This is a genomic window from Roseovarius sp. MBR-51, assembly GCF_053628575.1.
In genome coordinates this window covers 18,500-43,892 of record NZ_JBRJGQ010000005.1, presented here as the reverse complement: position 1 = coordinate 43,892, position 25,393 = coordinate 18,500, and the positions used below count along the sequence as shown (strand labels likewise).

Below are 25,393 nucleotides of genomic sequence, written 5' to 3'. Positions count from 1 at the left end.
ACACTCAGCCTCCGATCCGGCGTTCCAGCCGTTCCACCGTGCTCAGCGAGACCTCGGGCTGCTCCAATTGCGCCAGCAACCGGCGCTTGGCCTCGTCCGGCATATCGGTGCTCGCCTCGACATAGGCCATGAGGCGCGCGCGCCGATCCGGGGTGAGCGTCACGGTGTCGGCCTCGGGCGTGGCCTCGGCACTCTCGAGTTTGCGCACCTTGATGCCCGTGCCCAGAACCGGCGTGCGCTCGGCCACCACATCGCGCCCCGCCAACCCTGCGCCGCGCACCAGAATATCGTTGCCCTGTCGCCGCAAGAGCGAAACCTCGACCGCCTCCAGCCGCTCGTCCGCCCCAATCACCAGCACCCGGCCATCCGGCCCCAGCGCCGTGGCAGGCAGGCGAATAGCGGCGGCAAGGGGCGGCTCCTCGACGGTCACTGTCACGAAATCGCCGGGCTTCATCGCGGGGGCAGTGTCCAGTGTGGCAAAGACCAAACGCCCGCTTTCACCTTCGGCCAAGGTCGCGGATTGCCGCGTGATCCGCCCCACAGCGCTCAGGTCCAGCCCGCCGGTATCAAGCGCCACCCTGACCGGTGCGTCGATCAACCCGCCGCCCGCATCCAACAGCCGCGCATATTGCGCGGTCGAGACGCGAAACGCCACCTCGAGCGCCGCGCCATCCACCAGTTGCGCCAGTTGCTCATTGGCTGCCACCAGCCGGCCTTCAACCACGCTCACCTCGCTCAGCGTGCCGGTGAATCCTGCGGTGATGCGCGTTTCAGCCAGCCGCCGCTCGGCCTCGGACAGCGCCAGGTCGGCGCGGGCGGTGGCGGTGGCGGCCTGATCTATCCGCGCCTCCGCGAGCGCCAGCGCCTGACGGCTGGCCAGCACCGTCTGCCGCGCCTGCACCACGTTGAACTCGGCGCTCTCCACAGCCGTGAGCGTGCCCACGCCCCGCGCCTCCAGATCACGTTGCCGCGCCAAGGCGCGATCCTGAATCTCGGCCTGCTCGCGCCGTGCGGCCAATTCATCCCGCGCCAGCTCCAGCGCCCGCGCCGCCTCGCGCGCCTCGGCTTGGGCATCCATCAGGTCGGTGCGCGCACTCTCCAGCGCGCTTTCGGCATCCGCAGGGTCGATCCGCGCCAGAAACTGCCCGGCGCGCACCATGCCGCCTTCAATGAACTCAGGCGCCAACTCGGTGATCACCCCGGTCGCCTGCGCGCGGATTTCCAGCGTGCGGCGGCTCTCGATCTGGCCAAAGGCGGTAAGGGTGGGCGTGATCTCGGCCTCGACCGCGCGCACCGTCCGCACGGCAAAGGCACGCTCCTTGCGCTCGGGCACCCGCACCTCACGTGCCATGCGCTCTTGCACCGCGCTGACCACGGTCTGCCCGGCATAGGCCAAAAGACCCAAGGTCAGGGATAGCAGAAAGAGCCCGATCAGCCCCTGACGCAAAAACCGCATGCTGCGCAACCTCTTGAGCCGGCCCGGTTGGCCGACTGACCCCTTGTAATGTAACCCCGGCGGGCCGAATGCCAAGCCGGATACGAGGGTCCAACGCCGCCGGGGGTCACTTCCGGCGCTTATGCTCGTCAAGCCGCGGCATGATTTCCACAAAATTGCAGGGCCGGTGCCGATAATCGAGCTGATATTTCAGGATTTCGTCCCAGGCATCCTTGCACGCCCCCGGACTGCCGGGCAGCGCAAAGAGATAGGTGCCCCCCGCCACGCCCCCCGTGGCGCGGCTCTGCACCGCCGAGGTGCCGATCTTCTGCATCGACACGATGGTAAAGACCGTGCCAAACGCGTCGATCTCCTTCTCATAGACATCGCGATGCGCCTCAACCGTCACATCGCGCCCCGTCAGGCCGGTGCCGCCCGTCGAAATCACCACATCCACCTCTGGATTGGCGATCCACTCGCGCAATTGCTCGGCCACCTGATCGCGCTCATCCCGCACGATCATGCGATCCGCCAGAATATGCCCCGCCGCCTCGATCCGCGCGACCAAGGTATCTCCCGAGCGGTCATCGGACATGTCGCGGCTGTCGGAGACGGTCAGCACCGCGATCCGCACCGGGATAAACTCCTTGGTCTCGTCGATACGCGACATTGGGTCAGCTCCTTTGCATGAGGGCGAGGCGGGCGGCCAGCGCGGTAAAGATCGTGGCCGAGGCAATCCCCAGCCCGCGCGCGAAACGCGGCGAGGTCGTCAGACGGCGGCCCAGCCCCCCGGCAAAAACCCCGACCGCGCCGTTGATGACAAACCCGCCGACCGCCAGCACCAGCCCAAAGATCAGGAACTGCGGCAGGATGGCGCGCCCCGGATCAATGAATTGCGGCACAAAGGCCAGCACAAAGAGAATGACCTTGGGATTGAGCAGGTTGACCATCATCCCCTCCCGAAAGGCACGCGCCACACCCAGCACCGGCGCATCGGGGCGCATCGGGCCCATCCGCAGCGCCCCCCAAGCCAGCCACAAGAGATAGCCAACCCCCAGCCAGCGGATCACGTCCAGAACCACCGGCTGCGCGGCGATGGCCGCCGCCAACCCCAATCCCGCCAGCGTCACATGCACCATGCCCCCCGCAGAAATCCCGGCACTCGCGGCCAAGGCCGGGCGCGGCCCCGCGCGCAATCCCAGACCCAGGCAGAACATCATATCCGCCCCCGGCGTGAGGTTGAGCGCGAGACCCGCCGGGATAAACGCCAAGAGCATCAACGGATCAACGATCATTTTGCCGCCTCGCGCAGCCGCGCCTTGAGCGCGAGCAGATCGGCCCATGCCTCGCGCTTGGCCGTAGGCGTGCGCAAGAGATAGGCCGGATGAAACATCGGCAGCGCGGGCTTGCCATAGGCCTCGGCCCATGTGCCGCGCAGCCGGGTGATACCGCGTTTACCAAGACCCGCATCACAGCTGATATTGCCCATCAGCACGATGAGATCCGGCGCGATCAGATCGACGTGCCGGGCCACGAAGGGGCGCATCATGGCGATTTCCTCGGTGCTTGGGTCGCGGTTCTGCGGCGGGCGCCACGGCAGGACATTGGTGATATAGACCGCCTCATGCGGCGCGTCGGCCCCGCGCGACAGGCCGATCGCCGCCAGCATCCGGTCCAGAAGCTGCCCGGCACGACCCACAAAGGGCAAGCCTTGCAGATCCTCGTCCCGCCCCGGTGCCTCGCCGATGATCATCACCCGCGCGGCCGGGTTCCCATCACAGAACACCAGATTGCGTGCGCCACGCTTGAGGTCGCAATGTGGATAGGCCCCCACCGCCGCGCGCAGCGCGTCGCGGTCCGGGGCTGCCGTGGCAGAGGCGCGCGCCACAGCCACCGGATCGCTGCTCGCGGGTGCGGTCAGAGCGGCGGGTGCGGCGGGCCGCCCCTCAGCTTTGGGCGCGGCGGCGGGCTTGGCAGGTTTGTCCGGCAACTCATAGCGATTGATCGGCGCATCACAGATCGCCTCGGTCGCGCCAAGCTCGATCTGCCAGACCAGGCTGGCCAGCGCATCATGGGGGCGGAGCGTTGATTCCATGCGCGTGACGCTACCTTGGGACGCGCTCCGGTGAAAGAGCCATGATGGCGCGCCCGTGATGCGGCGCGGATTTGAGTATTTGCAGAACGATGAACGCCAAGCGCCCTGGCGCAAACCCCGCCTTGCCCTGCGGCACCAGCGGTCTTACAAAGCGGGATGAACCGGCTCGGAGGGCGGCATGACATTTCCACACGCGCATCTCTTGGGGATCGAGCCGCTGTCCCCAGCGGATATCACCGCGATTCTCGATCTGGCCGAGGATTACGTGACCCTCAACCGCAGCCCCACGAAACATGGCGACGTGTTGGCGGGGCTCACACAGATCAACATGTTCTTCGAGAATTCCACCCGCACGCAGGCCAGCTTTGAGTTGGCAGGCAAACGTCTGGGCGCGGATGTGATGAACATGGCGATGCAGGCCTCCAGTCTCAAAAAGGGCGAGACCCTGATTGATACTGCGCTCACCCTCAACGCCATGCACCCCGATTTGCTGGTGGTGCGCCATCCCCATTCCGGCGCGGTGGATCTGTTGGCGCAAAAGGTGCGCTGTGCGGTGCTCAATGCGGGCGACGGGCGGCACGAACATCCCACCCAGGCACTCTTGGATGCGCTCACGATCCGCCGCGCCAAGGGGCGTCTGCACCGGTTGACCGTGGCCATTTGTGGTGACATCGCCCACAGCCGCGTGGCGCGCTCGAATATCCTGCTCTTGGGCCGGATGGAGAACCGCATCCGCCTGATCGGCCCGCCCACGCTGATGCCAGCAGGCATCGACGCCTTTGGCGTCGAGGTCTATGACGACATGCGCCGCGGGCTTGAGGGGGCCGATGTGGTGATGATGCTCAGGCTGCAAAAGGAACGCATGGACGGCGGCTTCATCCCGTCCGAGCGCGAATATTATCACCGCTACGGGCTCGATGCCGAAAAGCTGGCCCATGCCAAGCCCGATGCCATCGTCATGCATCCCGGCCCGATGAACCGCGGCGTCGAGATCGACGGCGAGATTGCCGATGACATCAACCGCTCGGTCATTCAGGATCAGGTCGAGATGGGCGTCGCGGTGCGCATGGCGGCAATGGACCTGCTTGCGCGCAATCTGCGGGCACGCCGGGCGGCGGCGGCATGAGCACGCGGCTGCATATCCCGGCGGGAGAGGCCCATGTGGTGCGCGTTTTTGCCGTGGACGAGGACCGCGCCAAACCCCATGCCGATGAGGCCATTCTCGAAGCCTTGGGCGCGGGAGAGTTGAAAACCTCGGAAATCGAACTCTTCGATCTTGAGGATTTGCAGAGCATGACGCTGGCGGACTATCTGGCCGACGGGCATGGCATCGCGGCAGGCGACCTTGGCCCGATGCGCGGACAGTTGAACGGGCTCAAGGGCCGGGTGCTGATCCTGCCGTCACGCGCCTTTGAAGGCCGCGCCCTCGAGATGCGCCCGCGTGCGCCGCTGCGTCTGATCGGGCGGTTTTCCGAGGATGTGGCCCCCCCCGCGCGCTTTGCCCCGCTGCCCAGCGGCGGTGCCGAGGGAGTGGTCAGCGCCCGCGCCAATGCCCGTCCGCGCGGTGCAGGGCGTCTTCGGCTGATGGCCTTTGCGGCGCTGGCCCTCCTGGCCATCGGGGCGGCGGTGGCCATCGGTCTGGCGGTCAAGCTGTGATCGGTGATCTCATCCAGTCCATGACACCCACAACAGCGCTTGATCCCGGCGAACGCGTGATCCAGAGCTTTCACCCCGACCGCAGCGCCTATTGGCGTGACCATGCCTGGCTTGCCGCCGGGGCGATGGCGCTTGGCATGGGTATCCTTTGGGCCATTGGCAATCCGCATGCCTGGACCGGGGCGGTGGGCGGCCTTGCGGCGATTGCAGTGCGGGGATTTTATGTGGCCTCCGATGAGCTCAAGGCGCGCTGGGACTTGACCGACCGGCGGCTCCTTGGCCCGCAAACCCGCGCGGTGCGCCTTGCAGAGATCAAAACGGTCCGGGGCTTGGGCAGCGCCGTACAGGTGATCACCGCCGCAGGCGACAAGCACCTGATCAAATATCAAGCTGACCGCGCCGGCACCGAGGCACGCATCCGTGCCGCCGTAGGACTATAAGAGGACAGAATGCAGGAACCCAAAGACCCCCGCATGTCCGGCAAGATCGCCATGGCGGCCCTTCTGGTGATCGCGGCGCTGACCGTGGTCATGGTCTGGGTGGCGGGATGAGCCGTGCCGGAGCCGAAGGAAAGTAACAGGATGACCCAAACCCTTTTCACCAATGCCCGCCTGATTGATCCCGAGGCAGGAACGGACGCCCCCGGCTGGCTCCTCATCGACAAGGGCGTGATCATTGCGCGCGGCACAGAGGACGCACCACAGGCCGAGACCGTGATCGACTGTGGCGGCCATTGCCTTGCCCCCGGCATCGTCGATATCGGCGTCAAGGTCTGCGAACCGGGCGAGCGGCACAAGGAAAGCTATCGCTCTGCGGGCCTTGCGGCGGCGGCGGGCGGGGTCACCACCATGGTCACGCGCCCTGACACATCCCCCGCCATCGACAGCCCCGAAGTGCTTGAATTCGTCGCCCGCCGCGCCAATGAGGCCTCGCCGGTCAAGGTGCTGGTGATGGCGGCGCTGACCAAGGGGCGGCAGGGCCGCGAGATGACCGAAATCGGCTTTCTCATGGATGCGGGTGCCGTGGCGTTTACCGATTGTGACCATGTGGTCAGCGATACCAAGGTCCTGAGCCGTGCGCTGACCTATGCGCGCAGTCTGGGCGCGCTGGTCATCGGCCACCCGCAAGACCCCGGCCTGAGCGCCGGGGCGGCGGCGACCTCCGGCAAATTCGCCTCGTTGCGCGGTTTGCCCGCTGTCTCGCCCATGGCCGAGCGGATGGGGCTGGACCGTGACATTGCGCTTCTGGAAATGACCGGCGCGCGCTATCACGCCGATCAGATCACCACCGCCCGCGCCCTGCCTGCCTTGGCGCGGGCCAAGAAGAACGGGCTCGATATCACGGCGGGCACCTCGATCCATCACCTGACGCTGAATGAGCTGGATGTCTCGGACTACCGCACCTTCTTCAAGGTCAAGCCGCCGCTCAGATCCGAGGATGACCGTCAGGCCGTGATCGAGGCGCTGCGCGAGGGGCTGATCGACATTATCAGTTCGATGCACACGCCGCAGGATGAGGAATCCAAACGCCTGCCGTTTGAAGAGGCGGCAAGCGGCGCTGTGGCGCTCGAAACGCTGTTGCCCGTCGCGCTCCGGCTCTATCACGCCGAGGCGCTCGATCTGCCCACGCTCTTTCGCGCGATGTCGCTTAACCCTGCAAAGCGGCTGGGATTGGCCTCGGGGCGGTTGGCCGTTGGCGCGCCAGCCGATCTGGTGCTGTTTGATCCGATGAAACCCTTTGTGCTGGACCGTTTCGCGCTCAGATCGAAATCCAAGAACACCCCCTTTGACGGCGCGCGCCTGCAGGGTAAGGTCTGCGCGACCTATGTCGCAGGCACCCGCGTATTTGAGGCCGACACATGCCCCTGATCGAGACCACCACAACCCTGCTCCTGCTCTGGGCCGTGATCGGTTATCTCTTGGGCTCCATCCCCTTTGGCATGGTGCTGGCGCGGGTCATGGGCCTTGGCAACCTGCGCGAGATCGGATCGGGCAATATCGGGGCCACCAATGTGCTGCGCACCGGCAACAAGACCGCCGCCGCGCTGACCCTTCTCCTTGATGGCGGCAAAGGGGCGGTCGCGGTGCTCTTGGCCCGCGCCATGGCCGGCGAGGATGCGGCGCAACTGGCGGCATTGGCGTCGTTCGTGGGGCATTGCTACCCGGTCTGGCTCGGCTTTCGCGGCGGCAAGGGGGTGGCGACCTTTCTCGGCATCCTTCTGGCGCTGGCATGGCCGGTGGGCCTTGCCTGCTGCGCCACATGGCTGGTGACGGCGCTGGTCACGCGGGTCTCGTCCAAGGCCGCGATCATGGCGGCGGCGCTCTCGACCGGCTGGATGGTGGTGCTGGGCTATAGCGCGGGAATGATGCTGGCCTTCGTGCTTTCGCTGCTGGTCTTCTGGCGTCACCGCGAAAACATCGCCCGGATCAAGGCCGGGACAGAGCCGAGGATTGGGCAAAAGGGGTAGGGAGAGTGGTGCTTATCCCCAATCGGTAAGCCGCGCGGTCGCTGGGCCGGGGACTAGCGATCCAACGGAAATGGCTGCCACTTTATGCCAGCAAAGTGCGTGTGACCCCTCAGCGATGCGCTCCCTCTCAAAATCGCTAGGCCGCCACGCCAAAGGCGTGCCGAGTAAAGCGGCGCACCTTTGGTGCGACGGACGGCCCAGCGATCGCGCGGCGGCGCGTGCCGCGCCTTGTTCCGCGCGGGCTATGGCAACAAACCGCCCCCCTCACCCTTCGTGAACGATCCTGATATGCCGTTCGCCCCGCGCCTCGGCCAAACCCATCTGCTTTTGCCGCTCGCGAAACCGCGCCTTGTCCTCTGCGCTGGTCTCGGCGACACAGTGATGACAGGCGACGCCCTCTTCATACTCGGGCCGGTCCATATCTGCGGGCAGGATCGGCCTCCGGCAGGCATGGCACAACCGATGCGGCCCCTCAACCAACCCATGACCAACTGACACCCGCCCATCAAAGACGAAACACTCCCCCCGCCATGTGCTCTGATCCGCAGGCACCTCTTCAAGGTACTTCAGAATACCACCTTTGAGGTGATAGACCTCCTCCACCCCTTGCCCCAACAGGTAATTTGTGGATTTCTCACACCGAATGCCCCCGGTGCAGAACATGGCAATCCGCTTGTTGTGAAAGCGGTGCTTGTTTTCCTCCCACCACGCCGGGAAATCGCGGAATGTCGCGGTCTGCGGATCGACTGCGCCTTCAAAGGTGCCAATCGCCACCTCGTAATCGTTGCGCGTGTCGATCACCGCCACATCGGGACTGCGGATCAGGTCATTCCACGCGGCAGGTTCAATATAATGCCCGACCCGCGCGCGCGGGTCGACATCGGGCTGCCCCATGGTGACGATCTCTTTCTTCAATCGCACCTTCATCCGGCGAAAGGGCTGTGTGGCCGCCGCGCTTTCCTTCCACTCCAGACCGTCGCAGCCGGGCAGGGCGCGGATATGCGCCAAAACTGCGGCAATCCCCGCCGCGGGCCCGGCAATCGTGCCATTGATGCCCTCGCGTGCGAGCAACAGCGAGCCGCTGATCTTTTCGGCGTCGCACAGCGCTTGTAGCGGCCCCTGCACGGCGGCAGGGTCATCGAAACGTGTGAAATGATAAAGCGCTGCAATCTTGTACATGGCGCGCGGCTTACGCCCCCTCGCGCCCCCTCGCAAGAGGACAATCCGCCGCTTTTGTCCCGCAATCGCGTGGGTTCATCCCGCGCCTTCCGAGATGAACAACTCTGTCGGCTGGCCGCCAATCCCGTAGACCCGCACCCAGATGTACCGGGTCCGCCCCGACAGCACCCACTCGGGCAGATATTCAGAGCCGGGCATGATACGGCAGCGTCCGGGAATTCGGGCGCGCATCTCGCGCGAGGCAAAGACCGGGTCCGATTGATCGCCGTCATGGCGGATGCCGAAGCGGTGAAAATTCGCCCTGTCTTGCTGAACAACTGCGCAGAAATCCCCGAGGCGTTGCCCTTGCGAACTCCGCATGTCCTCTGCGCCGAGAGAGGTGTAATATTCTGCGATCAAGTCTTGGGCAAGGCCGGGCGATGCGATCACACATGCCCCGAATACCACTGCTAGGATGCGTTTCATGATTTTCCCCTGCTAAAAATGGCAATCTAGAATAGTCGCTTTCAGACTGCCATGTTCTGCATCCAGTGGCAACGTTGTGGGCATCACGCTGGTCGGCGCGAGACAGAATAGACCGCGCGCGATGATTGACGCCCGCGTCCACGGACCTTACCTCTGCTCTGCAAGGAGCCACGCCATGACATCTGCCCTCATTGTGATCGACCTGCAAAATGACTTTTGCCCCGGTGGCGCCCTTGCCGTGCCTGAGGGCGATCAGATCGTGTCGGGCATCAACGCCTTGATGGAGACGTTTGGCGCGGTGATCCTGACTCAGGATTGGCATCCCTCTGGCCATTCCTCCTTTGCGGCGTCACATCCCGGTAAATCGTCCTATGAGGTGATCCAGATGCCCTATGGCCCCCAAGTGCTCTGGCCCGATCACTGCGTTCAGGGCAGCGAGGGGGCGGCCTTTCACGCGGGGCTGAACACAACGCGCGCGGACCTCATCCTTCGGAAAGGCTATAACTCCGCCATCGACAGTTATTCGGCGTTCTTCGAGAATGACCACGCGACCCCCACCGGGCTGCACGGCTATCTGCAAACGCGCGGCATCACCGACCTGACCATGGTCGGCCTCGCCACCGATTTCTGCGTCAATTACTCGGCCCTCGATGCCGCCCGCCTTGGCTACCGCGTCACCATCCGGCGCGATCTGGCGCGGGGCATTGACCTTGACGGATCACTGGCGGCGGCAGAGGCGGCGATGGCGGCGGCGGGGGTCGCCCTTCTATGATGGGCGCGCGCAAGATGCGTCCCGAATCCGAGTACAAAGTGTCTCGCATGCACACAAAGCCATGACGGATCTACCCTCGGAGATCCGCGCCTGCCGCCTCTGCGCGGATCGTTTCGCCGCTACCCAAACCGCGCATGCCCCCCGCCCTGTGGCTTGGTTCAGCCCCTCCGCCCGCCTGCTCATCGCCGGGCAGGCACCGGGGCTACGGGTGCATCAGTCGGCCAAGCCATTTGATGATCCCTCCGGCAATCGTTTGCGCAATTGGCTGGGGCTAAGCGATTGTGAATTCTACGATAAATCCCGTGTGGCGATTGTGCCGATGGCCTTTTGCTTTCCCGGTTACGATGCCAAGGGATCGGACCTGCCGCCGCCGCGTATTTGTGGCAAAACATGGCACACTCGCGTCATGCAAGCGCTTGATAATGTGCAATTAACCGTGCTCGTGGGTGGCTATGCCCACAAATATCACCTCGGCGTCAAGACCGGCGTCACCGACACCGTGCGCGCATGGCGCGACCATGCACCGCGGATTTTCACCTTGCCGCATCCCTCGTGGCGCAATACCGCTTGGCTGAGGAAACATCCGTGGTTCGAGGCCGAGGTTCTGCCGGAATTACGTGCGCAAATTCAAAGGGTTATCCATGACTGACCTGACCCCGCTCGACACCACCCATGCCGCGATGGAGGCCGCGCCCGAGGAAGCGACCGCCCGCTTGCGGTTCTATGAAACCTTGGCCGCAAGCGAGCTTTACCTCTTGCTCAAAGCCGAGGCGTCTGGCGATCAGCTTGACCCGGAAGTGTTTGATTTATCGGATCATTCCTTCGTCCTCGTATTCGACCGAGAGGATCGCTTGGCGCAATTCGCAGGCCGCATCGTGCCCTATGCGGCGCTCAGCGGGCGCAGCATCGCGACCATGCTGGCGGGGCAGGGGGTGGGCCTTGGCGTCAATCTTGACGTCGCACTTTCGTCGATCCTGCTCCCGCCCGAGGCGGTGGATTGGCTGGCCGAAACCTTGGGCGGTGCCCCTACACAGATCGAGGCGCGACCAGAAAAATTCAGCGCCCCCAAAGGCTTGCCAGAGAACCTCTTGCTTGCGCTCGACGCGCGGTTGGCCAGCATGGCGGGGCTGGCCGACCTCGCCTATCTGGTCGGCGTGACCTATGACACGGGCGCGAGGGGGCATCTCTTGGGGTTTGTCGATGCCCAACCAGAGGCGCAAGCGGCCCTCGCCCGCGCTGTGTCTGAGGTTCTGATCTTTTCGGGACTTGAGGCGGCAGCGCTCGACGTGGCTTTTTTTGCCGCCTCCGATCCGGTTGCGGCACGTCTGGCACAATGCGGATTGCGCTTTGATCTGCCCGAACCGCCTCGGCCATCGGTGCGCGCGGCCCCCGGCTCTGACCCGGATAAACCGCCACTTCTCAGATAGTTATCCCGTTTCAATAGCCCTTGATGCGATCCACCAGATGCAAAAACGGCTCTCCCGCCTCGCCGCGCCGGACATTCTCGATGATCACCCGCGCCGCCGTGATGGGCCGCGTTTCGGATGCGATATGCGGCGTCACGGTCACACGCGGATGCGCCCAATAGGGATGCGCGGGCGGCAGTGGCTCCACGCGGAACACATCCAGCGTGGCATGTCCGACATGCCCTGCATCCAACGCAGCCAAAAGCGCCTCATCGTCAATCAGCGGCCCGCGTCCGGGGTTCACGATCATCGCCCCTTTGGGCAGCAGGGCCAGCCGTTCGGCGTTCATCAGGTTCTCGGTCTCGGTCGTCATCGGCAGCAAAAGCACAAGTATTTCAGCGGTTTGCAGCGCCGCGCGCAGCCCGTCATCGCCTGAGAGACAAGTGATCCCCGGCACCTCGCGCGCACTGCGCCCCCAGCCTGTGACCGGAAACCCAAGACCGCGCAACGCCTTGGCGCAAGCCTGTCCGAGCACCCCCAAACCCAGCACCGTAACGGGGCGATCCTCGGCCAAAGGTGGGATCGTCTTGCGCCAGACGCCATCCTGCCCAAGGATATGCGCATCCATCCCCAGATGATGCCGTAGGACATGCCCCGTGACCCATTCCACCATCCCTTGCGTCAGCCCATGGTCGACCATACGCGCCAAGGGCACCTTTAGCGTTTGATTTCCAACGATATTCTCGACCCCGGCCCAGAGGTTCAACACCGCCTTGAGACGCGTATAGGGGGTGAAATCCTGCACCGCGCTGTTGGGGGCATAGACCATGTAATCGACGTCTTCGGGGGCCAGATCAAGCGCAAGGTTCGCGGCGACACCTGCCTCGGAGAGGGCTGATTTCAAAGGCTTTTCATAGATGTCCCACTGCTCTGATCGAGCAGCAAAGAGGATATTGGGCGTCATTGGTCCTACCTTGGTTTGTGGATATGGGCGCTCTGGACAAGGCCAAAGCCGACCATGAGCACGAGCATCGCCGATCCGCCATAGCTGACCAGCGGCAGCGGCACGCCGACCACGGGCATAAGTCCCATGACCATCGCCAAATTGACCGCGAAGAACAGGAAAAACGTCATCGCCACCCCCAGAATGAGCAAGGAGGAATAGCGATCCTTGTTGCCGAACGCCGCAGAGACGCAGAACAGGAGGATGAGCGTATAAAGCCCCAGAATGGAAACGCCGCCGATAAAGCCGAATTCCTCGGCCAGCGTCACAAAGATAAAGTCTGTATGTTTCTCGGGCAGGAAGTTGAGCCGCGATTGCGTGCCCTGCATGAAGCCCCGGCCCGTCCAACCGCCAGAGCCGAGGGCGATCTTGGATTGGGTGATGTGATAGCCTGCGCCAAGCGGATCATTGTCGGGATTGAGAAAGGTGTCGATCCGGCGATACTGATAGTTTTCAAGCAGTTGCCAATCGGTGCCGCGACTTTCGAACACAGCAAAGATCAAAGCCACCACCGCAAGGATCACGGTTGCGAAATAGGCCCAATGCACACCGGCGACGAACATCATGACCCCCCCCGCCGCCAAGAGAAGGATCGACGTGCCGAGATCGGGCTGGCGCAGCACAAGGGCCACCGGAGTCAGGATCAAGGTCACCGGAATGAGCACCCATAAAGGCCGCGATACCCGCGACATCGGCAGCCAATCGTAGTAGGCGGCCAATAGCATCACGAGGGTGATCTTGACCAGTTCCGAGGGTTGCAGCCGCATGAACCCAAGTTCGATCCACCGCTGCGCACCCTTGCCCTCGACTCCAACCAGAGCGACGGCGATCAGCAGGGCGACGGAAATCACATAGGCCATAAGTGACATATTGCGCCAGAACCAGATTGGCACCATGGCGACGACGAGCATCACAGCGAGGCCGAGCGCAAATCGCTTCATCTGAGGTTCGGCCCAGACCGACAAATTCCCCCCCGCAACCGAGTAAAGCATGAGAAAGCCGATCCCCGCGACCGCGCAAAGCAAGAGGATAAGCGGCCAGTTGAGATAGAGGATCTTGCGCGCGCCCGACGGGGCGGTCTTGATGGAGTGTTCGAGATAACTCATGCGCGGTCCCTGTCTTCGCCATCGGGGCTCGGGCGGGTATTGCGCAGCTTTTCCTGAAGGGCCTTGATATTGGGACGGTCGGCCTCGGGATAGGCGGCGAGCGGCGGGTCTTCGCCGTATAGGGCCTGAAGGATGACATCACGGGCAATCGGCGCCGCGACGGTTGATCCACCGCCGCCATGTTCAACCACCACCGCGACGGCGTATTTTGGGGCGTCAAAGGGCGCAAAGCTGACAAAGAGCGCATGATCGCGCTGTTCGCGGGGCAGGGCACTATTGCTGAGCACGCCGGTTGCGCGTTCGCCGGTCGAGATGTTGCGCACCTGACTGGTGCCGGTCTTACCCGCCATGCGAAAGGCATCTTCGACAATGCGACTGCGATAGGCGGTGCCGCGATTGCTGTTGGTGACGGCAAACATCGCGCGGCGCACCTCGCGCAGCAGGTTTTCATTGAGGCCCATCGGTTCACCGTGGCCAGAAGGCTGTTCGACCCCGTCGATGGATTTGACCAGACGGGGCGTCACGCTCCGGCTGGTGGCCAGACGTGCCGTCATCACCGCGAGTTGCAGTGGCGAGGCCAGCACGAAACCCTGCCCGATCGAGGCATTGGCGCTATCCCCCACGACCCACGGCTCGCCACGATTGGCCACTTTCCATTCTCGCGTCGGGGCCAAGCCCTTGGCGACACTGGTCATTGGCAGGTCAAACTGCACCCCAAGACCCAGACGTTCGGCCATGGCGCTGATGTTTTCGATCCCCGTCCGCAAGGCGAGTTCGTAATAATAGACGTCGCAACTTTCGCGGAGAGACAGGTGGAGATCCATGTTGCCATGCCCGCCGCGCTTCCAGCAGTGAAAGCGGCGGCCACTGATTTCCAGATGGCCGGGGCAATAGACCGTGTCCTGAAGCGACATATCACCCGCCTCGAGCGCTGCAAGCGCCGTCACCATCTTGAAGGTGGACCCCGGAGGATAGATGCCCTGCACCGCCTTGTTGGGCAGCGGGCGGTAGGGATCATCGAGCAGGGCGCGATAGTCCGCCACAGAGATGCCGCGCACAAAGAGGTTGGGATCGTAGCTGGGGGAAGAGGCACAGGCCAAGATGTCACCGGTTTCGCAATCCAGCATCACCACCGCCGCACTCTCTCCATCAAGGCGCGCGTTGGCGTAGGATTGCAATTTGTTGTTCAGTGTCAGTTGGATATCTGCCCCTGGCTGCCCCTCCTGACGGTCAAGTTCGCGCATCACGCGCCCTGCGGCGTTGACCTCGACGCGTCGTGTCCCAGCCGAGCCGCGCAACAGGTTCTCGTGCTGCGCCTCTAGGCCGATCTTGCCAATCTGAAAGCGGGGCAGGCGCAAGAGTTGTTCCGGCGCGTCAATCCGTTCGAGATCACGGTCGCTGACCGGACCGACATAGCCCACCACATGCGCATGATCGCCCCGCAACGGATAGCGGCGCGAAAGACCGACCTCGGGATGCACCCCCGGCAGAGCGGGCGCGTTGACCGCGACGCGGCTGATCTCTTCCCAAGTGACGCGGTCAGCGACCGTCACGGGGGTATCGCCGCGCAGTTCCGTCAATTCACGCCGGGCCTTTTCCAACTCGCCCGGGTCCAGTTCGACCAGTCGGGCAAGTCGGGCTATGATTTCGTCCACGTCGCGGGCCTGTTCTCGGATCATGGTAATCCGGTAGCTGGGCACATTTTCGGCAATGACCCGTCCTTCGCGGTCAAAAATGCGACCGCGCGTTGGGGGAATCAGCTGAATGTTGATACGATTTTCATCGGCCAAAAGGCGAAACTGATCGGCCTGTTCAAGCTGCATATAGCGCATGCGCAGCGCGAGCGCGCCCATCACGCCCAATTGCAGCCCACCCACGACCAGACCGCGCCGGGTGATCCGTCGTTGGCTCTCGGCGGTGTCGCGGGGCGGGCGTCTCATAGGCGCGGCCCCGCCGTATCGAGATCGCCGGGCGCGCGCTTGCGCACACCCAGCAAGACATGTGACACGATAGCCATGGCCGGGTATGCGACCAATGTTGACAGGAGTTGCATCAGGCTGAGACCCAAAGGGGCCTGATCCACCATAAGAACTGCCAAAATAACCCGGTTGGCAACGGTGATCAAAACCATGGTGCTGGCGACTGAAGCCCATTCCGCGGCAAAGGTTAGATCGCGCAACGAGGGTGCCCGGTTGCGCAGGGTCTGTGTCCCAATGACCATCAGCGCCGCCCAGAGTCCCGGCGGTCGCTGCAACATCAGATCCAACCCGAGTGTCACCACGGCCACCAGAAGCACCGGAACATAGTCCGGTCGACGCACCGCCCAGGCAAATGTGAGAGCCATCACGAAATCCGGCCCGGCCCATTTCGGCGGCATATGCTCCAACGGCATAAGGTGCAGAAAGAGCAGAGTGATACAAAGCACGAGATAGAGCGCCCGCATGACCCAGGAACGTGGCACGAGTGCATCAGCCATTGCCAGCCTCCGCAGCCTCTGCCGGGTCGGTCGGGATGGTAGGGCCCTCCGTGCCGGGTAGGATCAAGGGCGCGATCACTTGTCCGGGGTCGGTCAGCCGCTCTTTCTCATAGCTGCGCAGAACGCGAAGGAACTCTAGTCGTTCGTAGTCGGCAGATATGCGGACGCGCATACGACCGCCCGGATCTTCGGCCAGTTGACCCACCAACAGACCCGCAGGAAACACTCCGCCATCGCCCGAGGTCAAAACGCGGTCGCCCGGGCGTACCTGATCCGGGGCTTCGACGAAATCGACCACCGGCGCGATGGAGTTATCGCCGATGATCAACGCGCGTTGACCCGACGGCTGGATCGTGACCGGGATACGGCTCGAGGTGTCGGTGAGCAGGATCACCCGCGCGGTGTTGCGACCAACGCCGGAAATCCGCCCAACCAGCCCCAGGCCGTCCATCGCCGCCCAGCCATCCATGATGCCATCGCGCGCGCCCACGTTGATCAGCACCGATTGCCGAAACGGCGAGCCGCTATCAGCCATGACGACGCCGGTCACATAGGTCAGGCGCGGATCGAGTTGCACATTGTTGAGATCCAAGAGCCGCGCGTTTTCCTGTTCGAGTTGCAGCGCCGCCTCTTTCCACGCCTTCATCTGTTGCAATTCGCGGCGCAGGTCCTGATTTTGTTGATACATCCGCTGATAGCTCTGGAAATCGCGCAGGATGTTGACCGCCCCCGTGACCGGCGCCATCGCCCAGTCGAACGACGGCACGACCCGGTCCACCACCTGCGCGCGGAACCTCTCGACGCGCGGGCTGTCGATCCGCCAGATCAGGAAGATGCCAAGCAGGCACAACAGCAGGACCCCCAGAAGCAGGCGCTTCAGCGGGCCACTGTAATCTTCGCCTTGTCCCCGGTCCCTAGCCACGGAGTCCCCCTTCTAGGCAAAGGTGGGTGGTTCAGCTGTCGTAGTCAATCGCGTGGCGCAACTGCTTTTCAAACTCGAGCGCCTTGCCGGTGCCAAGGGCCACGCAATTGAGACTGTCGTCGGCGATGGACACGGCCAGCCCGGTCTGTTCGCGCAACGCCAGATCGAGATCGCCCAACAGGGCACCGCCCCCGGTCAGCATCACGCCCCGGTCCACGATATCAGCCGCCAGATCGGGCGGCGTGGCCTCGAGCGCGGTCATGACCGCCTCGCAGATCTGCTGCACGGGTTCGGCAAGCGCCTCGGCGATCTGCGCCTGACTGATTTCGATTTCCTTGGGCACGCCATTGAGCAGGTCGCGTCCGCGCACATGCATCGAGGTGCCACGCCCGTCGTCGGGCATACGCGCCGTGCCGATGCTGGTCTTGATACGCTCTGCGGTAGATTCCCCCACCAGCAGGTTTTGCTGGCGACGCAAATAGTTGATGATCGCCTCGTCCATGCGGTCGCCACCGACCCGCACCGAGCGGGCATAGACGATATCGCCAAGGCTGAGAACCGCGACTTCGGTCGTGCCGCCGCCAATGTCCACAACCATGTTGCCGGTGGGATCGGTGATGGGCATGCCAGCCCCAATGGCCGCAGCGATCGGTTCCGCAATCAGGCCCGCCCGGCGTGCGCCAGCAGAGAGCACCGATTGCCGGATTGCACGTTTTTCCACGGGCGTCGCCCCATGGGGTACGCAGACGATGATCTTGGGTTTGGAGAAGGTCGAGCGCTTGTGTACCTTGCGGATGAAATGCTTGATCATCGCCTCGGCGGTGTCGAAGTCGGCAATAACGCCCTCGCGCATGGGCCGGATTGCCTCGATGCTGCCGGGTGTGCGACCCAGCATGAGCTTGGCATCCTCGCCCACGGCCAGCACTTTGCGGACACCGTCCTTGATGTGATAGGCGACAACCGAAGGTTCCGAAAGGACGATGCCACGTCCCTTGACATAGACCAGCGTATTCGCCGTTCCCAAATCAATTGCCATGTCTGATGAAAACAGACTGGGAATCCTATCAAATATAGACATATGCGTCCGTGCCCTGTCGCCCAAAACGATGATTAACCCCGCGACTCGGGGTCCGGGGCGTTTGCCCTTATAGTGTCCGGACGCCGCAGGTGAAAGGGTGCGTTTCGAGTTCGCAAGCGTCAAACCGCCGCTTTAAGTGTTCAGATGGTCAAGTCTCGCGCGCACGGAAAGGCCATGTGCTTCAAGGCTCTCGGAGATGGCCAGCGTCTCGGCCGCCGGGCCGATAGCGCGCAGCGCTTCGGGAGTCATCTTGGCCAGTGTCGTGCGCTTGAGGAAATCCATGACGGACAGGCCGGACGAGAACCGAGCCGAGCGCGCGGTGGGCAGGACGTGATTTGGCCCGCCGACATAATCGCCAATCGCCTCGGGCGTCCAAGCCCCTAGAAAGATCGCGCCGGCATGGGTGATCTGTTCTGACAGGGTGTCAGGATCAGCGACGCAAAGTTCCAGATGTTCAGGCGCGATACGGTTCGAGAGCGTTACTGCTGTGGCCATGTCGGGGACAAGGATAATCGCGCCATAGTCGCGCCAACTGGCCCCCGCAATGGCGCGGCGCTCCAGCGTTTCGAGGTGGCGGTCGATGGCGGCGCTGACCGCGTCGGCAAGCTCTGCATCGTCGGTGATCAGAATGGCCTGCGCGCTCTCGTCATGCTCGGCTTGGCTCAGCATATCGAGCGCGATCCAGTCGGGGTTTTGACCCCGGTCGGCAATCACGAGGATTTCCGAGGGGCCAGCGATCATGTCGATGCCGACCTTGCCGAACACCCGCCGCTTGGCAGCCGCGACAAACGCGTTGCCGGGGCCGGTGATCTTGTCCACTGGGGCAATCGTTTCGGTGCCATAGGCAAGGGCGGCAATCGCCTGCGCGCCACCGATGCGATAGATTTCATCCACGCCCGCGATTTGCGCGGCCAAGAGAACCAGCGGGTTCGCCTTGCCATCGGGGGTCGGCACCACGATGGCCAACCGCTCGACACCAGCCACCTTGGCGGGAATGGCATTCATCAGCACCGATGAAGGGTAAGAGGCCAAGCCGCCCGGCACATAGAGCCCCGCCGCAGAGACGGGCGTCCAGCGCCAGCCCAGCATTGCGCCGCTTTCTTCGGTCCAGCTTGCATCCTCGGGCATCTGGCGCGCGTGATAGGCGCGGATGCGGCTGGCGGCCAGGTCCAATGCGTCACGCTCTGCCTGCGGCACTTGACTGATCAGCGCCGCAATGTCCTGAGGCGAAAACCGCAGCGTTTCCGGCGTCAGCACCAGACGGTCGAACCGCTCGGTCAAGGCGATGACGGCTGCGTCCCCACGGGCCCGCACATCGGCGATGATGCCCGCGACGATATCGTCCACATCGGGGCTGTCCTCGCGTTTGGCGCTCAGCAATTGTGAAAAGCGGAGCTCGAAATCGGGCGCGGTGGCGTCAAGCGTGATCGGCATGGCGGTTCCTTTCGCCGGGGGACATAGCGGGGTGTGTCCCCTGTCTCAAGCCCCCGCATTTTCCTTGGGGCAAATACTCATATTCGGCGGCTGGCGCGCGGCTCAGCCCTCGTGATGGGGCACCTTGCCCGAAGGTGCGCGGTAGGGCCGTGTCACATCCTTGAGTGTGACTTCCAGCGCCTCGACCTCCAGCCGCAGCGCGCCGTCGCCCGCGAGAGTCAGCAGCACATGCCCCGCGCCGTCCGCCCCCGGCTCGAAGGTGATTGCGAGCAGCGACAGGATCGTATCCTTGTCACTCCGATCAATGCCCTGGCTGGCCACACGCAGCACATTGTCGACCACCAAGAGCGATTGCGCTCGTTCCGGAGCATGCCGCGCTTGACCCCGATCCTCCCACCGAAAGCGATTGAGTAGCAGGCCAAAGCGACGCTGCCCAGCACGCCATGTCATTTCGGTGATTGGAAAGACGGCATCCTGTGCGAGGCTCGAAATCACCCTGAGGTCATCGGCGTCCATCGCCCCAAGATTGAGCGGCGCTTCGCGTCCATCCTCGAATTTGGCGTCTTGGGTCATTGACCGCTGATCCTCTCGATTTTCGCGCCGACGTTGCCCAGCTTTTCCTCGACCCGTTCATAGCCACGATCAAGGTGATAGACCCGGTTGACGATGGTTTCGCCCTCTGCGGCCAGACCCGCAAGGATGAGCGACACAGAGGCCCGCAGATCGGTGGCCATGACCGGTGCACCCTTGAGGTGATCAACCCCGGTCACCGTGGCGGTGCCACCATGGACATCAATCTTGGCCCCCATCCGCATCAGTTCAGGCGCATGCATGAAGCGGTTCTCGAAAATGCGTTCCTCCAGAACCGAGGTGCCGTCGGCGGTACACATCAACGCCATCATCTGCGCTTGCAGGTCGGTGGGAAAGCCGGGGAAGGGCTCTGTCACCACATCGACAGAGCGAACCAGTCCGTTCGTGCGGCTCACCTTGAGACCTTTCTCGGTCTCACTCACGCTGACGCCCGCCTCTTCGAGCTTGTCACAGAAAGCACCCACTAGGTCGCGCCGCCCGCCAAGGCATTCCACCTCGCCGCCGCAGATTGCAGGGGCAAGCATATAGGTGCCTAGCTCGATCCGGTCGACCACCACGGGATGTGTCGCACCACCCAGACGGTCCACGCCTTGAATGGTGATCGTGCTGGTGCCCTCGCCTTCGATCTGAGCGCCCATGCGGCGCAGACATTGAGCAAGGTCGACAATTTCCGGTTCGCGCGCCGCGTTTTTGAGCACCGTTGTACCCTTGGCCAACGTCGCCGCCATCAGCGCATTTTCCGTGGCCCCGACCGAAACGATGGGAAACTCAAAAATGCCACCCTTAAGGCCACCGGGCGCGCGGGCATGCACATAGCCATCGCGCAGGTCGAGTTCGGCACCCATGGCCTCCAACGCCCGCAAATGCAGATCGACGGGCCGCGCGCCAATGGCGCAGCCGCCCGGCAGCGACACCACCGCATGCCCGTCCCGCGCCAGCATCGGCCCCAGTACGAGGATGGATGCCCGCATCTTGCGCACGATGTCATAGTCGGCGACGTGGTTGTTCAGGCTGTGCGATGACAGCGCCAGCACCTGACCACCCTGCATCTGCACCACCTCGGCCCCCAGCGATTGCAGGAGCGTTGTCATGGTCTTGATATCCGACAGGCGCGGCGCGTTCGTCAGGGTCAGCGGCTCGTCACTCAAGAGCGTGGCGGGCATGAGGGTGAGGCAGGCGTTCTTCGCCCCCGCGATTGGGATTTGCCCCTTGAGAGGGCCATTGCCCGTGACGACGATCGAATCCATCTGCTCTATCCCTCATCCTTTTCACCGGTGCGCTTTGGGCCTGATCCCTCATCCGCCCGCGCCCGCACCTGCGCCTTACGCCGTGCGAGATTGGCCTTCAACGCCGATTTCAGCCTGTCCTCGCGGCTTGGGCCCTGTTTCGCGGCTTTATCCGGTGTTTGTTTTTTGCTCATGGTCTCTCTCTTACAGGAGGTGCGAAAAACCGTCCAGTTACCCCTTGCGCCATCGGCGATTAGCGTCTAATCAGCGCGCCACACGTGCTGCTGTAGCTCAGTGGTAGAGCGCGTCATTGGTAATGACGAGGTCGGGAGTTCAATCCTCCCCAGCAGCACCAGTTTTCCCCGTTTTGCGGTGATGGTCCATCTGAAAACCCTGGTCGTGATGGCCTATGCGCCCTTGAAATTGATGCTTCCTTCGCGTTCGAGAGCGTCGTCGAGCGCCAATTTTTCTGCGATTTCCGCGCGGCGTTCTGCCTTTTGACGGCGAAGTCGGCCATATTGGCCGATGCCGATCCCTGTAAGGATGATCGCACCGCCGGGGATCAGGCCGGGTCCGGGGTCTTCTCCGAGCAGCAGCATGGCGATCACAAGTGCTGCGACGGGAGAGAACGACGTGGCCAAGGATATATCACCCGAGCGCGCATATTTCAGGCCGAGCGTCCATGAAAACTGTCCCACGACGATGACGAGGATGGCGTATACCCAGACCCATTTCCAAACGATGCCCGCAAAAATGTCTTGAAAATGCAGGGCCCCATAGAGGTAGATCGCGAGGAAATAATAGATGATCGTGCCAAGAATGGTTCGATAGATTGAGAAGATTCCCAGTGGAATGCCCTTGAGCCCAACCCGGCTGACGATGGTCGAGGCGATGAAGGACAGGGTCGCAAACACCGTCGCAATCTCACCCTTTCCAAATGTAAAGGCGGCACCATCGCTGTTCAGAACCAGCATGAGAAGTGCGCCCAGAAGGGCAATCAGACCAGCGGCAAAGGCCCAATAATCAAGCTTTTCCCCAAGAAGGAGGAACGTTGTGAGCAAAAACAGCGGCGGTTCGATCCGCCCGATCAGTACCACATTCGTAACGGTGGTGTAATCGAGCGCGATAAAGAACAGGGCCGGTGTCACCGCTGATGACAAGAGCGCCGAAAGCGAAAGAATTCCCCAGTCCTTGCGCGTAAGCCTGCGCAGGGTCTCGCGTGTCCAGTCTTTGTGAAACATGATGCCCATCGGAATGAGCGACAACAGAGACCCCAGAAAGAGCAGATTGCAAAGCGTAACGGCGTTGCGCCCCATCACTGGATGTTCTCGACCGATATCGGCCAGCAAGGAGACCACGGAATTGGACGCAGCGTAGACCAGCACCGCAACCCAGACCAAGACAGCTCCCATCAAGGCCAAAGATTTGCCTGACGGCTCCCCATTAACGGCGATGTTCATTGTGGCTGTTCCCGTTCTCTCGTGACCGTTTTGGGCCAGATCCTGCGCCATCTTCGCCAGACCTGTTCAAAAAGCAACAAAACGATGATCACGCCTAGGTGGTGAGGCAGACTGACACGTTGGCGGTTACGATCGAAACACAGCCATTGCCCCTGCGCACGAGGTCTGTAACCTGCGCGAAGATGCACAAGTCGGGGGGTGTGATGCTCGAGGTCAAACCGGAACGGTTTTTGGATGATCTGCACCATCTGCGCAGCTTTGGCGCCGCGGGTGTGGGCAAGGGCGTGGTACGGCCTGGCTATAGCCAGCCCGATATTGCCGCTCGGCAATGGTTGGCAGAGCGGATGGCACAAGCAGGGCTCAGACCGCAGTTTGATCCTGTGGGCAATCTTTTTGGATTGGTTGATGGGCCATCGCTCTTGCTGGGCAGTCATAGTGACAGTCAGCCTGAGGGCGGTTGGCTGGACGGCGCGCTGGGAGTGATTGCCGGGTTGGAAATCGCCCGAGCAGCCCGAGAGGCGGGTGGCCCGCCCGTGTCAGTCGTATCCTTTCAAGATGAAGAAGGGCGCTTTGGCGTGACCACGGGCAGCGCGATCTGGTCGGGAAATCTAGCTCTGGAGGTGGCGGACCGGCAGACGGACCGAATGGGCGTCAGCTTTGCCGAGGCGCGTGCGGCGATGGCGCATCTGGCGGGAAAGTTTGTCGATCCCTTGCAGTTCTCCGGGTTCATGGAACTTCATATCGAACAGGGTCCATGGCTGTCCGAAGCCGACGAGGCTGTGGGCATTGTTACTGATATCGTAGGGATTCGGGATATGCGGATCACCTTTGACGGCGAACAAAACCATGCGGGTACCACGCCCATGCATCGCCGCCGGGATGCCTTTCAAGGGCTTGCGCGGTTCAACGCTCTGATCAACGAGCGGTTTCGCAACGTGGTGTCTCCACAGACCGTCTGGACCATTGGGCACGTCGCGTTGCACCCGGATGCGCATTCTATCGTTCCGGGGCGTGCGACGTTCTCGATGCAATGGCGCGATGGAGATACCGAGCGATTGAGCCGCATGGAGACAATCATTCGCGACGCCGCCGAGGAGGTTGCGAGCGGGGCGGGTCTTGGCCTCAGCTTTGGCGATATGCTGGGACTGGAACCGGTGCCGATGGATGCCCGCCTGCGTGCAGCGCTTTGCGAGAGTGCTGCCACGGTCGCTCCGGGACGTTGGCGACAGATGCAATCAGGCGCGCTGCATGATGCCACCAATGTGGCGCGACTGATGCCAGCGGCCATGCTTTTTGTGCCGTCGATCAATGGGATCAGCCATGCCTTTGCCGAAGATACTGACGAGGCTGATCTGGTAACCGGTCTCATGGTGCTCGCGGGTGCGGTGGGGCGCGGTGCAGTCTGATACGTATGCTGCACTGCTGCGTGACAATTCACGATATTTTTACACAATGAACAGATCTGAATCATGGACGAGTCGCATGCCCCTATTTTTCATTTGAGATTGGAGGGGTGACTCGGATCTGCGGGCCGGGGGAGGGCGGAAACATATGCTGTATGAGTTTAGAGATCGTATGTTGCCGGATGTCGAAGGTCTTGATGCTCTGCCGCGCCCGCCGGGTGCGGTGCGTGAAATGCGTCTTGCCGACCTATGCACCGGGTGTGGTGATTGCGTCGAAGTCTGTCCGAACCAGATCATCGAGTTGGATAAGGAACGTTTGCCGGTTGTTGTCTCGATTCAGAGTTGTGGACTATGTGGCCTATGTGCCGACGTCTGCACGCATGGTGCGATCGAGTTCACTCGCGAGACGCGATCCGGTCTGAAGCGCGTATTACAGGCTGAGGTCAACAACGGGCCGATTTTCTGATGACGCAACGGTGGCGGGGCGCAGGTCCTGCACGATATGTCGCATTCTGAATTCATCTTTGTGCCCCATCTAAAGGGTATGCAGAGATGGAGTGTTGCATGAAATCCGAGATGAGCTTTCAACACGATGACACGACGGACCTCGACGTCCACCATACGCCGCGTGATATTCACGACCGGGTTGCTCTGCGGATCGTGAAATTCATGCGGATTTTTGCCGACGCCTTTTTTACCAAGCGTTACGGCCACCGGGCTGTGGTTCTTGAGACAGTGGCAGCGGTTCCGGGCATGGTGGGCGGCCTGTTGCGGCATCTCAAATCCATTCGCCATATCCGCGATGATCAGGGATGGATCCGCGAGCTGCTGGATGAGGCCGAGAATGAGCGCATGCATCTGATGACCTTTATCCACATTGCGCAGCCGTCACGGGCGGAGCGCATGTTGATCATGGTGGCGCAGATGATTTTTTATAATGTTTTCTTCTTTACCTACCTCTTTGCGCCGCGCACAGCCCATCGGATTGTCGGATATCTGGAAGAGGAGGCGGTGGTCAGCTACACACAATACTTGGCCGAAATTGATGCCGGCGGCCAAGAGAACGTGGCGGCCCCGCAAATCGCTATCGACTATTGGAACTTGGATGCGGATGCCCGTTTGCGGGACGTCGTGATTAGGGTCCGCTCGGACGAGGCTCATCACCGCGACACAAATCACCGCTTTGCCAATGAAATCATGGAGGGGCGTGATCCATAAG

Annotated in this window: 28 protein-coding genes and 1 tRNA gene; 12 read left to right on the top strand and 17 right to left on the bottom strand. The window is 62.6% G+C overall.

Annotated features, from left to right (window positions below):
* Positions 1–4: 4 nt before the first annotated feature.
* The 4 genes from ACSSVY_RS08425 to ACSSVY_RS08410 form a co-directional block, all read right to left on the bottom strand.
* Positions 5–1,456, bottom strand: a complete 1,452-nt coding sequence (locus ACSSVY_RS08425) for an efflux RND transporter periplasmic adaptor subunit (protein ID WP_454269017.1) — start codon at positions 1,454–1,456, stop codon at positions 5–7.
* 106 nt (positions 1,457–1,562) lie between these two features.
* Complete coding sequence (moaB, locus tag ACSSVY_RS08420) at positions 1,563–2,105, bottom strand: molybdenum cofactor biosynthesis protein B (RefSeq protein ID WP_297778833.1); 543 nt, start codon at positions 2,103–2,105, stop codon at positions 1,563–1,565.
* Positions 2,106–2,109: 4 nt separating this feature from the next.
* Positions 2,110–2,730 (bottom strand): LysE family translocator, encoded by a 621-nt coding sequence (locus tag ACSSVY_RS08415; RefSeq protein ID WP_454269015.1) that lies wholly within the window; start codon positions 2,728–2,730, stop codon positions 2,110–2,112.
* On the bottom strand, positions 2,727–3,530 hold the full coding sequence (locus ACSSVY_RS08410; RefSeq protein WP_454269013.1) for a uracil-DNA glycosylase: 804 nt from the start codon (positions 3,528–3,530) through the stop codon (positions 2,727–2,729). The genes ACSSVY_RS08415 and ACSSVY_RS08410 overlap by 4 nt, the downstream gene beginning before the upstream one ends.
* Before the next feature lie 178 nt (positions 3,531–3,708).
* On the opposite strand from ACSSVY_RS08410, the gene ACSSVY_RS08405 reads away from it, so the two are divergent.
* From ACSSVY_RS08405 to plsY, 5 genes are all read left to right on the top strand, one after another.
* Positions 3,709–4,656, top strand: coding sequence for an aspartate carbamoyltransferase catalytic subunit (locus ACSSVY_RS08405; protein ID WP_454269012.1), 948 nt, complete (start codon positions 3,709–3,711; stop codon positions 4,654–4,656).
* Positions 4,653–5,186: a hypothetical protein gene (locus tag ACSSVY_RS08400; RefSeq protein WP_454269010.1), complete on the top strand. Its 534-nt coding sequence runs from the start codon at positions 4,653–4,655 to the stop codon at positions 5,184–5,186. Before ACSSVY_RS08405 ends, ACSSVY_RS08400 begins: the two co-directional genes overlap by 4 nt.
* 20 nt (positions 5,187–5,206) lie before the next feature.
* A complete protein-coding gene (locus ACSSVY_RS08395) occupies positions 5,207–5,626 on the top strand; it encodes a hypothetical protein (protein ID WP_454269008.1) in 420 nt (139 codons plus the stop codon).
* A gap of 141 nt (positions 5,627–5,767) precedes the next feature.
* The gene (gene pyrC / locus ACSSVY_RS08390; protein WP_454269006.1) at positions 5,768–7,054 is read left to right on the top strand and encodes a dihydroorotase; all 1,287 of its coding nucleotides are present in this window, start codon (positions 5,768–5,770) and stop codon (positions 7,052–7,054) included.
* On the top strand, positions 7,045–7,653 hold the full coding sequence (gene plsY / locus ACSSVY_RS08385) for a glycerol-3-phosphate 1-O-acyltransferase PlsY (RefSeq protein ID WP_454269004.1): 609 nt from the start codon (positions 7,045–7,047) through the stop codon (positions 7,651–7,653). Before pyrC ends, plsY begins: the two co-directional genes overlap by 10 nt.
* Positions 7,654–7,917: 264 nt before the next feature.
* Here plsY and trhO read toward each other — a convergent pair whose 3' ends face one another.
* On the bottom strand, positions 7,918–8,832 hold the full coding sequence (trhO, locus tag ACSSVY_RS08380; RefSeq protein WP_454269003.1) for an oxygen-dependent tRNA uridine(34) hydroxylase TrhO: 915 nt from the start codon (positions 8,830–8,832) through the stop codon (positions 7,918–7,920).
* 75 nt (positions 8,833–8,907) lie between these two features.
* Positions 8,908–9,297: a hypothetical protein gene (locus tag ACSSVY_RS08375; RefSeq protein ID WP_454269001.1), complete on the bottom strand. Its 390-nt coding sequence runs from the start codon at positions 9,295–9,297 to the stop codon at positions 8,908–8,910.
* A gap of 175 nt (positions 9,298–9,472) precedes the next feature.
* On the opposite strand from ACSSVY_RS08375, the gene pncA reads away from it, so the two are divergent.
* The 3 genes from pncA (at position 9,473) to ACSSVY_RS08360 (ending at position 11,496) form a co-directional block, all read left to right on the top strand.
* Positions 9,473–10,069: a bifunctional nicotinamidase/pyrazinamidase gene (pncA, locus tag ACSSVY_RS08370; RefSeq protein WP_454268999.1), complete on the top strand. Its 597-nt coding sequence runs from the start codon at positions 9,473–9,475 to the stop codon at positions 10,067–10,069.
* 61 nt (positions 10,070–10,130) lie between these two features.
* Positions 10,131–10,718, top strand: coding sequence for a uracil-DNA glycosylase family protein (locus ACSSVY_RS08365; protein ID WP_454268997.1), 588 nt, complete (start codon positions 10,131–10,133; stop codon positions 10,716–10,718).
* Positions 10,711–11,496 carry an SseB family protein gene (locus ACSSVY_RS08360; RefSeq protein ID WP_454268995.1) on the top strand — a complete coding sequence of 262 codons (786 nt, stop codon included), beginning with the start codon at positions 10,711–10,713 and terminating at the stop codon, positions 11,494–11,496. The genes ACSSVY_RS08365 and ACSSVY_RS08360 overlap by 8 nt, the downstream gene beginning before the upstream one ends.
* Positions 11,497–11,506: 10 nt before the next feature.
* Here the strand turns inward: ACSSVY_RS08360 and ACSSVY_RS08355 are convergent, their stop codons facing one another.
* From ACSSVY_RS08355 to ACSSVY_RS08310, 10 genes are all read right to left on the bottom strand, one after another.
* The gene (locus ACSSVY_RS08355) at positions 11,507–12,439 is read right to left on the bottom strand and encodes a 2-hydroxyacid dehydrogenase (protein WP_454268993.1); all 933 of its coding nucleotides are present in this window, start codon (positions 12,437–12,439) and stop codon (positions 11,507–11,509) included.
* 5 nt (positions 12,440–12,444) lie between these two features.
* Entirely contained in the window at positions 12,445–13,584 is a 1,140-nt protein-coding gene (rodA, locus tag ACSSVY_RS08350; protein ID WP_454268991.1) for a rod shape-determining protein RodA, read from the bottom strand.
* Positions 13,581–15,524 carry a penicillin-binding protein 2 gene (gene mrdA, locus ACSSVY_RS08345; RefSeq protein WP_454268989.1) on the bottom strand — a complete coding sequence of 648 codons (1,944 nt, stop codon included), beginning with the start codon at positions 15,522–15,524 and terminating at the stop codon, positions 13,581–13,583. Before mrdA ends, rodA begins: the two co-directional genes overlap by 4 nt.
* The gene (locus ACSSVY_RS08340) at positions 15,521–16,060 is read right to left on the bottom strand and encodes a rod shape-determining protein MreD (protein ID WP_454268987.1); all 540 of its coding nucleotides are present in this window, start codon (positions 16,058–16,060) and stop codon (positions 15,521–15,523) included. The genes mrdA and ACSSVY_RS08340 overlap by 4 nt, the downstream gene beginning before the upstream one ends.
* Positions 16,053–16,982, bottom strand: a complete 930-nt coding sequence (mreC, locus tag ACSSVY_RS08335) for a rod shape-determining protein MreC (RefSeq protein ID WP_454268985.1) — start codon at positions 16,980–16,982, stop codon at positions 16,053–16,055. The genes ACSSVY_RS08340 and mreC overlap by 8 nt, the downstream gene beginning before the upstream one ends.
* A gap of 31 nt (positions 16,983–17,013) precedes the next feature.
* Entirely contained in the window at positions 17,014–18,060 is a 1,047-nt protein-coding gene (locus tag ACSSVY_RS08330; RefSeq protein ID WP_037275078.1) for a rod shape-determining protein, read from the bottom strand.
* Positions 18,061–18,192: 132 nt separating this feature from the next.
* Positions 18,193–19,494, bottom strand: coding sequence for a histidinol dehydrogenase (gene hisD / locus ACSSVY_RS08325; protein ID WP_454268983.1), 1,302 nt, complete (start codon positions 19,492–19,494; stop codon positions 18,193–18,195).
* Between the two features lie 102 nt (positions 19,495–19,596).
* Positions 19,597–20,067 (bottom strand): DUF2948 family protein, encoded by a 471-nt coding sequence (locus ACSSVY_RS08320; RefSeq protein ID WP_454268981.1) that lies wholly within the window; start codon positions 20,065–20,067, stop codon positions 19,597–19,599.
* Positions 20,064–21,332, bottom strand: coding sequence for a UDP-N-acetylglucosamine 1-carboxyvinyltransferase (murA, locus tag ACSSVY_RS08315; RefSeq protein ID WP_454268979.1), 1,269 nt, complete (start codon positions 21,330–21,332; stop codon positions 20,064–20,066). Before murA ends, ACSSVY_RS08320 begins: the two co-directional genes overlap by 4 nt.
* Positions 21,333–21,337: 5 nt before the next feature.
* Positions 21,338–21,505, bottom strand: a complete 168-nt coding sequence (locus ACSSVY_RS08310) for a hypothetical protein (protein WP_454268977.1) — start codon at positions 21,503–21,505, stop codon at positions 21,338–21,340.
* 86 nt (positions 21,506–21,591) lie between these two features.
* On the opposite strand from ACSSVY_RS08310, the gene ACSSVY_RS08305 reads away from it, so the two are divergent.
* Positions 21,592–21,666: transfer RNA gene (locus ACSSVY_RS08305), tRNA-Thr, on the top strand.
* Between the two features lie 52 nt (positions 21,667–21,718).
* On the opposite strand, the gene ACSSVY_RS08300 is transcribed toward ACSSVY_RS08305, so the two are convergent.
* Positions 21,719–22,771 carry a DMT family transporter gene (locus ACSSVY_RS08300; RefSeq protein ID WP_454268975.1) on the bottom strand — a complete coding sequence of 351 codons (1,053 nt, stop codon included), beginning with the start codon at positions 22,769–22,771 and terminating at the stop codon, positions 21,719–21,721.
* Between the two features lie 203 nt (positions 22,772–22,974).
* On the opposite strand from ACSSVY_RS08300, the gene ACSSVY_RS08295 reads away from it, so the two are divergent.
* From ACSSVY_RS08295 to ACSSVY_RS08285, 3 genes are all read left to right on the top strand, one after another.
* The gene (locus tag ACSSVY_RS08295; RefSeq protein ID WP_454269369.1) at positions 22,975–24,177 is read left to right on the top strand and encodes a hydantoinase/carbamoylase family amidase; all 1,203 of its coding nucleotides are present in this window, start codon (positions 22,975–22,977) and stop codon (positions 24,175–24,177) included.
* A 145-nt stretch (positions 24,178–24,322) separates the two neighbouring features.
* Entirely contained in the window at positions 24,323–24,640 is a 318-nt protein-coding gene (locus tag ACSSVY_RS08290; RefSeq protein WP_454268974.1) for a 4Fe-4S dicluster domain-containing protein, read from the top strand.
* Positions 24,641–24,738: 98 nt separating this feature from the next.
* Entirely contained in the window at positions 24,739–25,392 is a 654-nt protein-coding gene (locus tag ACSSVY_RS08285; RefSeq protein WP_454268973.1) for an alternative oxidase, read from the top strand.
* Position 25,393: the final 1 nt, after the last annotated feature.

Bases quoted from the DNA above. Each gene is read 5' to 3' on its own strand.
- ACSSVY_RS08295 (WP_454269369.1), top strand. From the start codon at position 22,975: ATGCTCGAGGTCAAACCGGAACGGTTTTTGGATGATCTGCACCATCTG.
- ACSSVY_RS08425 (WP_454269017.1), bottom strand. From the start codon at position 1,456: ATGCGGTTTTTGCGTCAGGGGCTGATCGGGCTCTTTCTGCTATCCCTG.
- hisD (WP_454268983.1), bottom strand. From the start codon at position 19,494: ATGCCGATCACGCTTGACGCCACCGCGCCCGATTTCGAGCTCCGCTTT.
- ACSSVY_RS08405 (WP_454269012.1), top strand. From the start codon at position 3,709: ATGACATTTCCACACGCGCATCTCTTGGGGATCGAGCCGCTGTCCCCA.
- pyrC (WP_454269006.1), top strand. From the start codon at position 5,768: ATGACCCAAACCCTTTTCACCAATGCCCGCCTGATTGATCCCGAGGCA.
- murA (WP_454268979.1), bottom strand. From the start codon at position 21,332: ATGGATTCGATCGTCGTCACGGGCAATGGCCCTCTCAAGGGGCAAATC.
- pncA (WP_454268999.1), top strand. From the start codon at position 9,473: ATGACATCTGCCCTCATTGTGATCGACCTGCAAAATGACTTTTGCCCC.
- rodA (WP_454268991.1), bottom strand. From the start codon at position 13,584: ATGAGTTATCTCGAACACTCCATCAAGACCGCCCCGTCGGGCGCGCGC.
- ACSSVY_RS08290 (WP_454268974.1), top strand. From the start codon at position 24,323: ATGCTGTATGAGTTTAGAGATCGTATGTTGCCGGATGTCGAAGGTCTT.
- ACSSVY_RS08395 (WP_454269008.1), top strand. From the start codon at position 5,207: ATGACACCCACAACAGCGCTTGATCCCGGCGAACGCGTGATCCAGAGC.
- ACSSVY_RS08375 (WP_454269001.1), bottom strand. From the start codon at position 9,297: ATGAAACGCATCCTAGCAGTGGTATTCGGGGCATGTGTGATCGCATCG.
- ACSSVY_RS08310 (WP_454268977.1), bottom strand. From the start codon at position 21,505: ATGAGCAAAAAACAAACACCGGATAAAGCCGCGAAACAGGGCCCAAGC.
- ACSSVY_RS08320 (WP_454268981.1), bottom strand. From the start codon at position 20,067: ATGACCCAAGACGCCAAATTCGAGGATGGACGCGAAGCGCCGCTCAAT.
- ACSSVY_RS08360 (WP_454268995.1), top strand. From the start codon at position 10,711: ATGACTGACCTGACCCCGCTCGACACCACCCATGCCGCGATGGAGGCC.
- plsY (WP_454269004.1), top strand. From the start codon at position 7,045: ATGCCCCTGATCGAGACCACCACAACCCTGCTCCTGCTCTGGGCCGTG.
- ACSSVY_RS08365 (WP_454268997.1), top strand. From the start codon at position 10,131: ATGACGGATCTACCCTCGGAGATCCGCGCCTGCCGCCTCTGCGCGGAT.
- ACSSVY_RS08400 (WP_454269010.1), top strand. From the start codon at position 4,653: ATGAGCACGCGGCTGCATATCCCGGCGGGAGAGGCCCATGTGGTGCGC.
- ACSSVY_RS08410 (WP_454269013.1), bottom strand. From the start codon at position 3,530: ATGGAATCAACGCTCCGCCCCCATGATGCGCTGGCCAGCCTGGTCTGG.
- ACSSVY_RS08330 (WP_037275078.1), bottom strand. From the start codon at position 18,060: ATGTCTATATTTGATAGGATTCCCAGTCTGTTTTCATCAGACATGGCA.
- ACSSVY_RS08285 (WP_454268973.1), top strand. From the start codon at position 24,739: ATGAAATCCGAGATGAGCTTTCAACACGATGACACGACGGACCTCGAC.
- moaB (WP_297778833.1), bottom strand. From the start codon at position 2,105: ATGTCGCGTATCGACGAGACCAAGGAGTTTATCCCGGTGCGGATCGCG.
- mrdA (WP_454268989.1), bottom strand. From the start codon at position 15,524: ATGAGACGCCCGCCCCGCGACACCGCCGAGAGCCAACGACGGATCACC.
- trhO (WP_454269003.1), bottom strand. From the start codon at position 8,832: ATGTACAAGATTGCAGCGCTTTATCATTTCACACGTTTCGATGACCCT.
- ACSSVY_RS08415 (WP_454269015.1), bottom strand. From the start codon at position 2,730: ATGATCGTTGATCCGTTGATGCTCTTGGCGTTTATCCCGGCGGGTCTC.
- ACSSVY_RS08300 (WP_454268975.1), bottom strand. From the start codon at position 22,771: ATGAACATCGCCGTTAATGGGGAGCCGTCAGGCAAATCTTTGGCCTTG.
- ACSSVY_RS08355 (WP_454268993.1), bottom strand. From the start codon at position 12,439: ATGACGCCCAATATCCTCTTTGCTGCTCGATCAGAGCAGTGGGACATC.
- ACSSVY_RS08340 (WP_454268987.1), bottom strand. From the start codon at position 16,060: ATGGCTGATGCACTCGTGCCACGTTCCTGGGTCATGCGGGCGCTCTAT.